The sequence below is a fragment of the Streptomyces sp. NBC_00376 genome, from assembly GCF_036077095.1.
GTDB lineage: Bacteria > Actinomycetota > Actinomycetes > Streptomycetales > Streptomycetaceae > Streptomyces.
The window spans coordinates 7326795-7340157 of the sequence record NZ_CP107960.1 but is presented as its reverse complement, the minus strand read 5'-3'; the positions used below and the strand labels follow the sequence as shown (position 1 = coordinate 7340157).

Sequence of the window (13363 nt, the reverse complement as noted above, 5' to 3'; positions counted from 1 at the left end):
GCCCGCTCGTTCACCGCAGCAAGGCAGTCACGCTCATCAACCTCCGCACCATGACATTCAGCACGCGCTCGCGGGCCCCTCGCTCGGGGGCTATGACGCGATCGCGATGAACGCGGCGCTCACCACGTCGATGACGCAATTGCCTGAGCAGCTACGTAAGACCCTCACCTGGGACCATGGGAAGGAACTCTCCGGTCATGCTCAGTTCGCTCTCGATACCGGGACGAAGGTGTTCTTCGCCGATCCGCACTCGCCCTGGCAACGACCGACGAACGAGAACACGAACGGGCTGCTGCGCCAGTACTTCCCGAAGGGCACCGATCTCTCCCGATGGTCGTTCACGGACCTCGAAGCCGTCGCCATGGCGATCAACAACCGGCCCCGCAAAGTCCTGGGTTGGCGGACGCCGGCCGAGGTCTTCGAACAGCAGCTACGCTCGCTGCAACAGCCCGGTGTTGCAGCGACTGGTTGAACTCGCCCAGTACACCAGCCGAGCCTTCGCTGACGCCTGCCGCCTCGCCGACATCCGCCAGAGCATGAGCGCGGTCGGCAGCAGCGCGGACAGCGCCGCCGCGGAATCGTGCAACGCGACCTTCAAAATTGAGACGCTGAAGGGGCGAAAGGGCTGGCCAAGCGAACGTGAGGCCCGACTCGACGCCTTCCGATGGCTGTCCCGCTACAACACCCGACGCAGGCATTCCCGGCTCGGCCAGCGCTCCCCGATCGCTTACGAAAACACCTTCCGCCCAACAACAACTACCCTGACCCGAGCCGCATAGACGTGTTCAAGATCCGGGGTCAAGGCCCGATCTTGATCCACCGGCTTCCACAGGCATCCACCGCGAGAACGAAACACCTGGTCAGTGTTGGTGTCGGACGACCATGGCACAAGGCGGACCACCCCAGCTTCCCCGCCAACTGAGACTTAGCAGTCTTGAGACCACTGGCTCCTGCAGAGAGCGGGCCCGGCCTCATCATCAACGATCGCGTTAGCGACGAAGTCCCGATTCCATGCAACTCTCGCCGCCGCTCAGCCGATACTGACCCGACATGGGGAACGCTTACGGTCCATGCTGGAGAGCGAGACATCCAGCCGGCCTGCAGAGAGGACTGAGATGGGGGCACGCAGGAGGCCGTCGGGCAGAGACAGGTCGACGGTCACCGTTCGCCACGAGAGTCGGCGGGTCCTACGGTGACGGACTCCACTTTCCAGGCGATAGGGGCCGGATCCGTCGCCGCCCATCACATCGGGACAGCGATCACCGGCCCGGTCAACGTTCTGACGGCCGAGTTGCTGAACTCGGCGCGCGATGTCCAGGCACCTGCCGGGCTCACCAACCTGCCGCCGCTCCCCCTGTGTTTCGGCCGCACGAGCGAGCTGGGCTGGCTGCGCGACACGCTCGGGCATCCGGCCGCCGGGACTGCCGTCGTCCAAGGCCTCGGCGGCGTCGGCAAGAGCACCCTCGCGCTTACGTATGCCCACAGACACCGTCGCGAATACACCGTGATGTGGTGGATTGCCGCTGCATCACCCAACCACATCGAGCAATCGCTGGCCGACCTCACTCTGCGGCTGATCCCCGTGTGGGCCGGCAGCGCGTCTACCAAAGATCGCGCCGCTTGGGCGATGTCGTGGCTGCAGTGGCATCCGGGGTGGCTGCTGGTCTTCGACAACGTTGAGGATCCGGCCGATCTGCAGCCCTACGTCAGCACGTCTAACGGCCACGTCATCACCACCAGCCGACGATCAGCTAGCTGGCCGACCTCCGTCGCAACGCTGGCCCTCGACGTACTCGACCTGGCTGCAGCGAGTGAACTCCTCTGTAGCCAGGTGCTCGGCGCGACTCCGCCGACCCCCCGTCAGATGCAGGAGAACCGGGCCCTCTCAGCCGACCTGGGGCAGCTTCCCATCGCCCTGATGCAGGCCGGCGCCTACCTCGCGCAGAACCCGACGATCAGCATCGAACGTTACCGCCGAAGGCTGATAGGCGCGTTGGACAAGGCCCCCGAAGGTGTAGACCCAGAGCGCACCGTCGCCCGGATCTGGCGCCAGACGATTAGCACCCTCACTGAGCGCAACCCCCTGGCAGTCCGCGTCCTGTCCACACTGGCATGGCTGGCCCCCGACGACATCCCAGTTGGACTGCTGACCCCTATCACCGACGACAGCGACGACCTTCACGAAGCCCTTGGGGTGCTTGCTGTCTACTGCATGGTCTCCCTCACTCAGGACTCGGTGAGCATCCACCGCCTCGTCCAGACCACACACCGGAACCAGACGCCCATTGGTGACAGCACGCCAACCGGCCGGCTAGAGGCCGAACGGCTGCTGAGCGCTGCGGTCGCCCCCCTGGGAGAACCGCCCGACTCTGGCCGGTCCCCCGCATGGGATCGGCTGCTCCCGCACCTCGTCGCGCTCGCGGCCACCACTCCTGACGGACACGCTGACACCTTTCCCGCCGGACGGTACGCGAGCGCTGCACTCTATCTCCAGGGCCTCGGTCAGGACGCCCGCGCCGTTCCGCTGCTCACGGCGGCCCTCGCCCGCTGTGAAGCGCTCGCTGGCGCCGAGCACGAACTCACCATGAAGGTCCGTGCGAACCTGGGCCACGCCTACCACGGAGCCGGGGACTTCGAACGGTCCATCGCCGCCCTCGAACCGTTGGTCACCCAGTGCGCGCAGGTACTCGGCGACTCGCATCCGGGGACGCTCACCGTCGCCGCTAACCTTGCCAACTCGTACCGTGACTACGGCGATCTGGCCCGTGCCATCACACTCCACGAGGAGACGTTGGCCCGGCGTAGGCACGCACTTGGCAACGATCACCCCGACACTCTCGTCAGCTGCGAGGAACTGGCCCGCACCTACCATGCGTCTGGTGACTTGGATCGTGCTGTCTCGCTGCATGAGGCCACTCTCACGCAGTACCAGCGACTCCTAGGACCGACCCACCCTGCCACGCTGACCTGCCAGCATGGTCTTGGGGCGGTCTATCTTGCTTCAGGCGACCTGTCCCGCGCCATTCCGATATACACCGCCGTCTTCGCACAACAACAGCAGGCGCTCGGCGACAGCGATCCCGGAACCATCACCAGCCGGAACAACCTCGCCTACGCCTACCTGACCGCCGGACGCCCTGACCAGGCAGCGCAGCACCTCAAGACAGCCCTGGCCCGATGCGAAGAGGTGTACGGCGAGGCGCACCCAGAGACCATTGCCATCCGTGCGAACCTCGGCTGCGCCTACCGGGACGCTGGAGACTCCACCCGTTCGCTTCCATTGCTGGAGACCGCGGTCGCGCAGAGCGCCCACCTCCTCGGCGACGCCCATCCCCAGACCTTGACCACCAGGAACGGGCTGGCGCAGGCATACCAGACCGCCGGCCACGCTGGACGGGCGATCACCCAGTACGACACCATCCTCAAGCACCGTGCCGCGCTGCTCGGCGAGACCCACCCCCATACCCTCGCCACCCGAAGCGGCCTCGCGAAGGCTCGCCTCGCGGCGGGCGACCCGGCTCGCGCCGTCCCGCTGTTCGAAACCGTCGTCGCCCAGTGCGCGCAGGTCTTCGGCGAGTCCCACCCGGACACCCTGTCCAACTACATCGGCTTGGCCGACGCACTACGCCAGACGGACGATCCGGCGCGGGCCGTGTCCCTCTCGGAGTCAACGCTGGAGCGGTGCGTCCGTTCACTCGGCGAGGACCACCCGCACACCATGGTGTGTCGGAGCAACCTGGCCCTCGCACACCTCACAGTCGGCGACGCCCCGCGCGCCGTCCAGCTCCTCGAAGCCGCCGTGCGCAACGCCAGCCTCATCTTCGGCGCCACGCACCCGCACACGGTCACCAGCCGGACGAACCTGGCCGCCGCCTACCTGGAGTCCGGCAACGCGGCACAGGCAGTCGCCGTCCTGGAGGACGTCCGCGCCCAGCTGGAGGCCGAACTCGGCCGCGTCCACCCGCAAACACTTCACTGCACCGCCATGCTGGCCCGCGCCCTCGGCGGGTCCGGCGGCCTCCCCCGGGCGACCGAACTGCTGGAACACAGCGTTGCGCTCACCGAGAAGGAACTCGGCGTCACCCACCCAGACACACTCAAGCAACGGCAGTACCTAGCTGAGATCTACCGGGCCAACGACCGACCCGACTTGGCTGTGCCGCTGTATGAAGCCAACCTCACGCACTGGCAGCAGACCCTCGGCGACCACCCGAACGTCCTGAGCACCCAACTCACCCTGGCGGACACCCACCAGGAAGCCGGTGCACACCAAAAGGCGATCGCCGTCTATCGCGTAGCCCTCGGCCGGATCGAGCCCACCCTGGGCCCGGAGAACCCGCTCGTCGCACAGATCCGCGCAAGGATCGACGCAGCCGAGTACGCCACTTCGAGGTCTGACCGTTAGTACTCCATTGAAGCTCTCCGCGTCCCTGGTCAGCGATCTGCCAGTCGGCAGCGTAGCCAGGCGGCGCCAGGGGCGGGAAGGTGTTCGCCGGCTCGCGTGGAGTAAGGCCGGTCGACGTTACGCGAATGCAGAGTTGTCGCGTGCACGCTGGCTGGGCGGCTTAATCTGATGCCCTGGCGTCAGTCATTGACAGGATTTCGGGGGTGGGTTGTGGGAGCGGAGATCGTGCAGTTCCTGGAGCAGGCAGGACCGTATCTAAGCGCGGCTCTGGGTGCCTATGGTGCGGGGGTACTGGCCCGAGCTGAGGACGCTGCGGTGGGAGCCACGGCGAATGCAGGGCGCAGCATCTTGCACGCGGTCTGGCGGCGCCGGAGCCCGGCCGGACGGCCCGAGCTGGAGGCGGCGGTGCGTGAGGCGGCCGAGGAGCCGGAGGACGCCGATGCTGCAGCCGCGCTACGTCAGCAGATCAAGCGGACGCTAAGGGAGAATCCGCAGTTGCTTGCCGAACTGGCCGCCCAGCTTCCCCCGACCGGTGCGGTAACGATCACCGCGTCCGGTGAACGGTCTATCGCCGCACAGACAATCGGCACAGCCGTCACCGGAGACAACACAACGATCCATCCGTGACACCACCCTCATCCCGAACGCGGCGCCGGTCCTACCGCCTCGGGTCACCAACCCGTGGCAACGAACCGAATCGAGGCTGCCACCTGCTACTGAACTGTCGCGACGTCGAAGTTGGTCATCGGTGAGCGCCCTTCCACTCTCTGGGAGGGCGCTCGTGCGTGAACACCGCACAATGAGTTGTCGGATCTTGGTCCACAGATGTTCGCCGACGTCTTCCAGGAAGTAGATCCCCTGATCAGAACGTCTCGCAGACCTAAGGCTTGTCCCGCAAATGGTGTGCCAGGCAGGGTGACCGGCATGACTTGGTACGGTTGTCCGCATTTGCATGGCCTGGAGGTGTAGCGGGCCTCGGATTTCATGGAGGCCGAGCGGTGAGGTTCGTCTGCCGGAGCTTTGGACTGTCGGATCTGCCGCGGCGCGGTCTCGCCACACACGAGGCTCCCCTGGAGCTGCTTCTCCTCGACATAGAGGCAGAGCTGTCCATCTGGGAAGAGGGGAGGGCGGTGTGGTCCGAGGAAGCGTTTCCCGTGGCCGAGCTTGCTTACCACCTGGCGCGCTGGCTCCAGAGTCCGCTCGCCGGCCAGGAGGGTTTCAGGTTCGACTCGATGCAAGCGGATGCGGGACTGATCCGCATCGTGGGCTCTGATGGAGGTTGGCGAGTCGGCTCCGACTTCCAGCCCGACTGCTGGACCTCGCCCATCGTCTGGGATGTTCTCGTGGCGGAGATCAAGGAGTTCGACCGCTCTGTGCGTGAGGGCGTCGCTGCGATGGGTATCGAGCCGTCCTTCATCCCAGAGGTTTGACGGCTCTTCCATCCGGTCGGGACGGGATGGAATGATCATGACGTGGCTGGTGTGATCACGGCGTCAGAGCCGTCTTGGATAGGCCCGTTCACCGGGCTGAGCCCGCGCCAGTTCGCCAAGTTGGTGACCGCGCTTCGGCGCGACGGAGCGGACGCGATCCGCAAGGGGCGTCCATGGGGTCTTCCGCTGGAAGACCGAGCGTTGTTGATCGCGGTGTACTGGCGCACGAACTTGACGATGCGCCAGCTTGCCCCGCTGTTCGGGGTGTCGAAGTCGGCGGCAGACCGCATCATCGACCATCTCGGCCCGTTGCTCGCACTCCAGCCGCGCAAGCGGTTCCGGAAGGACACCGTGCTCATCGTGGACGGCACCTTGGTGCCCACCCGGGACCACACAGTGGCTGAGCAGTCCAAGAACTACCGGTACTCAACCAATCACCAGGTCGTCATCGACGCCGACACCCGGCTCGTCGTCCTGGTTGGCCAGCCTCTGCCCGGCAACCGCAACGACTGCAAGGCATGGGAGGAATCCGGTGCCAAGGCCGCCGTCGGCACCACCACGACGATCGCTGACGGGGGCTATCCGGGCACCGGACTCGTCATGCCCCACCGGCGACGCAAAGGCGAGGACCTGCCCGACTGGAAGCAGGAGCACAACCGTTCACACAAACAGGTCCGGGCCCGCGTCGAGCACGCCTTCGCCCGCATGAAGACCTGGAAGATTCTGCGCGACTGCCGCCTGAGAGGAGACGGCGTCCACCACGCCATGGCCGGCATTGCCCGCCTGCACAACCTCGTCCTCGCCGGATAGGCGAACGGACCGAACTGGGACAGCATCGCGCCTGGCCACTCCGAGATCAATTGCGGGACAAGCCTTAGGCGAACACAGATGGACAACTGCGGATGCGGCAGCAACTGAGACCTCTTCACCCCGGAGCAACCTGATGAAGTCCTCGACCGGGGCCTGGCACCGCCGCCCCCAGGTTGATCACCCCTCGGCATCTGCGGTTGTCCGTGATGGTCTGTCTGCGTGGCCACGCAGACAGACCATCACGGATGCAGCCAGGCAGTCGCCCTTCCGATTCAGGGCTCTAGCGAGACCGGCCAACGACGGCCACACTTGATGCTTCACGAACACCCCTGGCCACGGGCGTTCAGGCTCAGTTGTGGTGGTTGCGCCCGCTCGACCCACGCCAGGACTACGAAGAGTTCAAGGAACTGCTCGCCGAGGCCAGTATCGATGACCGCCGCCTGTACGACGGGAGCCGCCACACCGCCGGGACGATCCTGAACGAGCTGGGCGTCGCGACATGCCCACGATCACGGAGATCCTGCGCCATACCCAGATCAGCCAGACCCGCCGCTACGTGAAGGGCCGATCACACCTGTCGAAGGACGCAATGCGACGCGTCGGCGAGTTCTTCGTACCACCGCCTCAGTCCCCGCCCGAAGCCCCTACTGAGACCGCGAACACCCGCGCGGCTCGCTCCCGCCGTTGCCGCCGCGTCCGCTGAACGGAAGAACCCCAGCTCAGATCACATCTGGGCTGGGGTTCCCGTTGAGCCCCCTGTCGGATTCGAACCGACGACCTACGCATTACAAGACCGTGAGCGTTCATGCTGCGTAATGCCTGGTCGTGCTACTGAGTGACGTTTTCCCTGATCAGAGCACATGTGGTTGATTGAACTGTGTCGCCTCGTATTACGTCGTCCAAAGACGTCCGGCCACCGGCTGGCCACCGGGGGGGCACCGATGAGGACAAGAAGGCTTTCCACACGGTTTGTAAGTCTTCCACAGTGCGTCTTGCACGCCGATCCCATTCCTGGCGGAATCGCGCCCAGGAAGCGGTCCCTCCGTAGCCGATCCGGACCGCCACTCCGGGCAGTGGTCACTGCCCGGCAGGTTCGCGCTCGACTGACCAGCTCCGCTGTCAGGTTCTCGCGTCGTCTGACTCGGGCCGGGGATACCTGCTGCGGCCTTGACCTGGACCACGGCGCCCTCGCTCATCCCCCTTGTGCCGGCCGGGCACTGACGAACGAACCTCGCACCTCGTGGGGCCGACAGTCGCTGGTGCGACGCTGGACTCTTGTCACCATGCGTGACGGCTACACCAGCGGCGTGCGCTGCCCCAAGGCAGGCGGACCTTCCTCTTCTGGAATACCCCTGTGGCCGATTCGATTGCTTCTCTTGTACCGATCGCGGGAGGGGGACGCTGGTGGCCGACCTGATGTTGTTCCGGCAGGATGCCGATGGCCGGGATGTCGAGCTTCGGGGTTCGACGGTGGCGTTGGAGGTGGAGCTGCAGCGGCGGGTCGAGGCGGGGATGGAGTCGATGCTCGGCATCCGGTTCCTGGCTTCGGAGTACCCGACGGGGCCGTGGCACCGAGGTCGGATCGACACGCTCGGGCTCGACGAGAACAACACCCCCGTGGTGATCGAGTATAAGAAGGGCTCGGACAGCGGCGTTATGTCGCAAGCCGTCTCCTACCTGTCGTGGCTGGACTCGGCACGTCACGAGTTCGAGGCCCTGGTCAAGGAGAAGCTGGGGGCCGAGGCGGCCGAGGTGATCGACTGGCGGAATCCGCGGATGGTCTGCATCGCGGCGAGCTTCTCGCACCACGACCGGGTCGCGGTCCACCGCCTGCACGAGCGGATCGACCTGGTGCGCTACCGCATCTTCGACGGTGGGCTGCTGAGCCTGCTGCTGATCGATTCCGTACCTGGTTCTCCGCGCCCCGCTCCGGCTCGGCGGCCCCGACGGGAGCGAGAGGAGGCAGCCCGTGCCGGCGGAGGCAGCGGAGGGCCATCGGTCCAGGCAAGCCCGACCGTGGCTCCTGCTTGCCTGCAGGACCTGTACGTCGAGCTGGACGAGGCGCTCACCGCGTGGGGCGAGGTCGAAGTGGCTGCGCTCAGGCACTACATCGCCTATCGGCGGATGGTGAACGTCGCCTCGGTGATCTTCCGTCCGAAGCACGAGGTGATCCTGGTCTACCTCCGGCTCGACCCGGACGCGGTCGAGCTGGAGGAGGGCTTTACCCGCGACATGCGCGGCATCGGCCACCTCGGGACCGGCGACCTGGAGGTCCGTATCTCGTCGGCGGCCGGCCTGGAGAAGGCGGGCCCGCTGATCAGGCGAGCATTCGAGGCGGCATGAAACCGACGGAGGGGGTGACGCCAGTCTCCCTCGTCGCGCCGCCTCAGGCCCGTCCATGAATTAATGGGTTGCCTGAGGTAGTTGGGGTCGTTGGCATGGTATCGGGCGCTTCGATGAGTTGATTGGTCCGTTGGAGGAGAAGCTCGGGGCAGTGACGCCGCACCTGGACGAGCGGCAGCGCCGAATCCTGTACGCAGCGGAGGCCCGGCAGCTCGGGCACGATGGCATCGCCGCGGTGGTGCGGGCCGCGGCTATCTCGAAGGGCTGCGTCCGTCGCGGTCTGCCCGAACTCAAGGAGGGCCGGGTGCCGGACGGGCGGGTGCCGGACGGGGGCCGGCCGCCCCTCCCCCACGGCGAAGGATCCGGGCCTGGTGAAGGCCCTGCTGGACCTGGTGGAGGACAGTACGCAGGGCGATCCGATAGGGCCGCTGACGTGGAAGACGAAGGACTGCGCCGCTTGGCCAACGAACTCGCCGCGCAGGGGTAAAAGGTGGGCCGCGACACTACTGAAGGCGGCCGGGTTCAGCCTGCGCGGCAACGCCCGGGTGCTGGCTGGAAGCCACCACCCGGACCGGGACGCCCAGTTCTGAGGTTCCCCCGCTGGGCGGGAGTGGATGACTAGCTGGTCAGGGCGGGTTGACGTGGTTTCAGGTTCACTGGTTCGGTCGCTGCCTGGTCGGCGTAGTACTTCTCCTCGAACTCGATCCGGCTGAGGTAGCCGAGCCGTTTCTGGATGCGGCGGGGGTTATAGAAGCCGTCTGTGAGGATGAGGCAGCACCGCTCGAGGGTCTGACCCGATCCCCGATTGACGCTTCGGCTGTCCTCACTCTGAATCGTCGGCCTTCCGAGCGGTGCCAATGCGTGTACCGGCCGGAGATCGTGACCTCATAGAAGCTTGACCCAAGCGGTCCCATCACAGTCGTGTCCGTCTGCCAGCCGGTGCGCGCGAGCCCACTCGCCGCGCACGGAAGGAACCCGGCCACCATGTCACAGCCCATCGAGGTGATCGGCGGGATCGACACCCACACCGACCTCCACCAGGCCGCCGTCATCGACACCATCGGCCGACACCTGGCCACCGAGGCGTTCCCCACAACGCCCACGGGCTACCGAGACCTGCTGGAATGGCTACACTCCCACGGCCAAGTACTGGTCGTGGGCATGGAGGGCACAGGCTCCTTCGGTGCCGAACTTTCCCGCTATCTCCATGCCAACCAGATCACTGTCATCGAGGTGGACCGACCCGACCGTCGTGCTCGTCGCGCGGCTGGGAAGTCCGACCCCATTGATGCCTACGCCGCCGCCACCGCGGTACTCGCCGGCCGCGCCACAGGCACCCCGAAGCACCGCGATGGCGCGGTCGAGGCAATCCGCGGACTGCGCGTGGTACGCGCCAGCGCCGTCAAGGCCCGCACCCAGACCATCAACCAGATCAAATCACTGATCATCACCGCGCCCGCTGCGGTACGCGAAGCACTGCGCTCGCTGACCACCGCCGAGCTGGTCCGACGGCTGGCCGCCAGCCGTCCGGGCACCGACCTGGCTGCCCCGTCCACAGCCGTCAAACTGGCCCTCAAGCGTCTGGCCAAGCGCTACCGGCACTTGAGCGAGGAGATAGCAGACGCGGACGCCGACCTGCGCGTCCTGATCACTCGCACCGCCCCCGGCCTGCTCGCGCTGCCGGGCGTCGGGACCGAGACCGCCGGGCAGCTACTGGTCACCGCCGGCGACAACCCCGACAGGCTCGCTTCAGAGGCCTCATTCGCCCACCTGTGCGCCGCCTCACCCGTGCCAGCCTCATCCGGGCGCACAGACCGCCACCGACTCAACCGTGGTGGAGACCGCCAGGCCAACCGCGCGCTGCACACAATCGTGCTGGTCCGCATGCGTCACGACCCGCGCACCCGCGACTACGTCGCACGACGCACCCTCGAAGGACTCAAGACGAAGGACATCTTCAGATGCCTCAAGCGCTTCGTCGCGCGAGAGGTCTACCGCCACCTCACCAGCGCATTCACCGGCGCCCCCGGGCCGTCTCCTGCAGCTTGACGATCTATAGAAGCTTCAGAGTCAAGCTCAGTAGGATCGGGGACTGGCGCGGTGGCAGATGCTCCGTTTCCAGTCCCCGACCCTACTGAGCTTGACTCTGTCGGCGGACTGCGCGTCGTGGCCACGCTCGGCCGCGAAGAGCCTGACCAGGTCGTGCATGCGGTAGCGGCGGGAGGACTGGCGCTGAAGCAGATGCAGGGCGACAAGCTGGTTCAGCACTGCGAGAGCGCTCGGCACGGGCAGATCCGCGAGCGCCGCCGCCGCGTCCAGGCTGATCTCGGGACCGGGAATCAGCCCGAGCAGTCCGAAGACCCTCGCCTCCTCCGCATCGAGTGCATAGTACGAGGAGGCGAACACGGCGCGCAGGTCCGCCGAGAGATCTCCAGTGTCAAGCGCGTCGAGCCGTGTCGACTCGCTGTGCAGCTCGTCGGCGATCGCGCTCAGCGGGAAGTCCGGACGGGACGTGGCCCGGGTGGCTAGAATACCCAAGGCAAGCGGCAGGCCCGCGCTGTGGGCGAGGAACTCGGAGACCGCGCGCGCCTCGTCCTCGACCCGCCGGTCTCCCAGACGCCTGGCCAGCAGGTCGCGGGCCTCGCCGTCCGCCAGCGGTTCGAGAACGAGGGAGTGCACCGGATGGTGCGTCAACAGGCCAGTCAGGGTATGGCGGCTCGCGATCAGCACCGTGCAGGTGGGGCTGCCCGGCAGCAGCGGGACGATCTGCGCCGTGTCACGAGCGTTGTCAAGCACGATGAGCAGTCGCTTTCCCGCGACCAGGGACCGGTAGAGGCCGGTCTGTGAATCCATGTCGGCCGGGATCTCCGCCGGGGCGGCGCCCAGGGCATCGAGGAGCTGGCGCAGTGCCCCGGCGGGTGTGACGGGGTCTTCGACAGGATCGTACCCTCTCAGGTCGACATGGACCTGGCCGTCAGGGAATCGGTCGAGATGTCGGTACGCCCAGTGGAGCGTGAGCCAGGTCTTACCGACGCCCGCCATACCGGTAACGGCCGACATCGCGAGGGTTCCGCCTGTGCCGGGGGTCTGCACCAGCCCATCCAGGAATGCCAGCTCGCGGCCACGGCCGACGAATGGTGCTGGGGGCAAGGGAAGTTGGCGGGGTACGGTGCGCGGCGGGGCGACCTCCCGGCTTCTGACGGGCCGCAGCTCGGGAGCAGCGGCCCGTACCTGCCGATTCAACTCCTGGAGGTCTGGGCTGGGGTCAACACCGAGTTCATGGGCCAGTCTCCGGCGAAGGCCGTCGTACAGCTCCAGCGCCTCGGCCTGGCAACTGGCGTGGTAGAGCGCCGTCATCAGTTGGGCCGCGAGCCGCTCATCCAGCGGGCGCAGCGCGACAAGGGAACGCAGATTGGGCAGCAGCTCTTCAGAGGCCCCCTGCCGCAGACGGATGTCGTTGAAGCGCAGCAGTGCGGCAATCCGTTCAGCGTTCAGCCGGGCGCGTGTCCCCTCGGCCCAGGCACCAGAAAGCCCGGACAGGGCGTCGTCCTGCCAGAGCGCCAGCGCCTCGCGCAGTAGCGGACAGGCTTCTTCGTCGCTGCGCGCGGCCCGCGAGTCGGAGACGAGACGCCAGAAGCGCTGTACATCGATCTGCTCCGGGTCCGTTTCCAAAACGTATCCGCCAGCATGCCGCGTGACGCCGATCCCGTCCCGCCGCCCGCCGAGCCCGTTCTGCTGGCCGAGAGCGGACCGGAGGCGGGTCACATAGCTGTAGAGCGTTCCCCGGACCGTACGAGGGGGGTCCTCCCCCCACACCCGGTCGATCAGCTGCTCGATGGGCACGACACGGCCGACATCGACCAACAGGGCTGCCAACAGGCAGCGTTGTCGGGCGGAGCCGAGCTCGGTCCGATATCCGTCCGAAAAGCCAACGACTGGACCCAGCAGCTGAAACCTCACGCGATCGCCCCTCCTCGAGGGCGTCTCGAAGCGGCTCCGACCGTGCCGACGATACCGCCCGTCTAATAAAGATCACGATATGCGACGGGCGTTCGGCAGGAGGAGGTGATATGCACGACGAGAGAAAGCCGGGACGCTCGTATCCACCCAGGGTCATTGCATAGTCGAGGTTGGTCCGGTTCACCGGGTTCATGAGTTACATGGCGTCATGCCCGGTGTGCGACGTGGGGCCCGGACAGCAGTGCAGGCACGGCGCTGGTGATCATGTGGTTGGCGAGACCCATGAGAACCGAGCGAGACCGTGCCTGCGCAAATATCATCGCGCCTCCCCACCACGCTGGCGCAACTGGGCCCCAGGCTGCTGCTCTTATCCCGGGCGACATCGCTGACCTGCGTCGATTCCTGACCCGTGTAG

At 66.5% G+C, this 13363-nt stretch carries 8 protein-coding genes and 3 pseudogenes; 10 read left to right on the top strand and 1 reads right to left on the bottom strand.

What is annotated here, in order from left to right; all coding sequences use genetic code 11:
* Nucleotides 1-73: 73 nt before the first annotated feature.
* The 10 genes and pseudogenes from OG842_RS33170 to OG842_RS33125 form a co-directional block, all read left to right on the top strand.
* A pseudogene (locus OG842_RS33170) lies at nt 74-472 on the top strand (IS30 family transposase); the annotation flags it as partial.
* A 4-nt stretch (nt 473-476) separates the two neighbouring features.
* Nucleotides 477-779 (top strand): annotated as a pseudogene (locus OG842_RS33165) (integrase core domain-containing protein); the annotation flags it as partial.
* 413 nt (nt 780-1192) lie between these two features.
* Entirely contained in the window at nt 1193-4405 is a 3213-nt protein-coding gene (locus OG842_RS33160) for a tetratricopeptide repeat protein (RefSeq protein ID WP_266735640.1), read from the top strand.
* A gap of 225 nt (nt 4406-4630) precedes the next feature.
* Complete coding sequence (locus OG842_RS33155; protein ID WP_266735642.1) at nt 4631-5032, top strand: hypothetical protein; 402 nt, start codon at nt 4631-4633, stop codon at nt 5030-5032.
* A 371-nt stretch (nt 5033-5403) separates the two neighbouring features.
* Nucleotides 5404-5835 carry a DUF7878 domain-containing protein gene (locus OG842_RS33150; RefSeq protein WP_266643999.1) on the top strand — a complete coding sequence of 144 codons (432 nt, stop codon included), beginning with the start codon at nt 5404-5406 and terminating at the stop codon, nt 5833-5835.
* Between the two features lie 42 nt (nt 5836-5877).
* Entirely contained in the window at nt 5878-6645 is a 768-nt protein-coding gene (locus OG842_RS33145; protein WP_266735643.1) for a transposase, read from the top strand.
* A gap of 365 nt (nt 6646-7010) precedes the next feature.
* Nucleotides 7011-7348: pseudogene (locus OG842_RS33140) on the top strand (tyrosine-type recombinase/integrase); the annotation flags it as partial.
* A gap of 701 nt (nt 7349-8049) precedes the next feature.
* Entirely contained in the window at nt 8050-8988 is a 939-nt protein-coding gene (locus OG842_RS33135; RefSeq protein ID WP_266735644.1) for a DUF5655 domain-containing protein, read from the top strand.
* Between the two features lie 371 nt (nt 8989-9359).
* A complete protein-coding gene (locus tag OG842_RS33130) occupies nt 9360-9578 on the top strand; it encodes an ISAzo13-like element transposase-related protein (RefSeq protein ID WP_266735646.1) in 219 nt (72 codons plus the stop codon).
* A gap of 394 nt (nt 9579-9972) precedes the next feature.
* Nucleotides 9973-11037, top strand: a complete 1065-nt coding sequence (locus OG842_RS33125) for an IS110 family transposase (protein ID WP_266735648.1) — start codon at nt 9973-9975, stop codon at nt 11035-11037.
* 27 nt (nt 11038-11064) lie between these two features.
* Here the strand turns inward: OG842_RS33125 and OG842_RS33120 are convergent, their stop codons facing one another.
* Nucleotides 11065-12948, bottom strand: coding sequence for an AfsR/SARP family transcriptional regulator (locus OG842_RS33120; protein WP_266735649.1), 1884 nt, complete (start codon nt 12946-12948; stop codon nt 11065-11067).
* Nucleotides 12949-13363 lie beyond the last annotated feature (415 nt).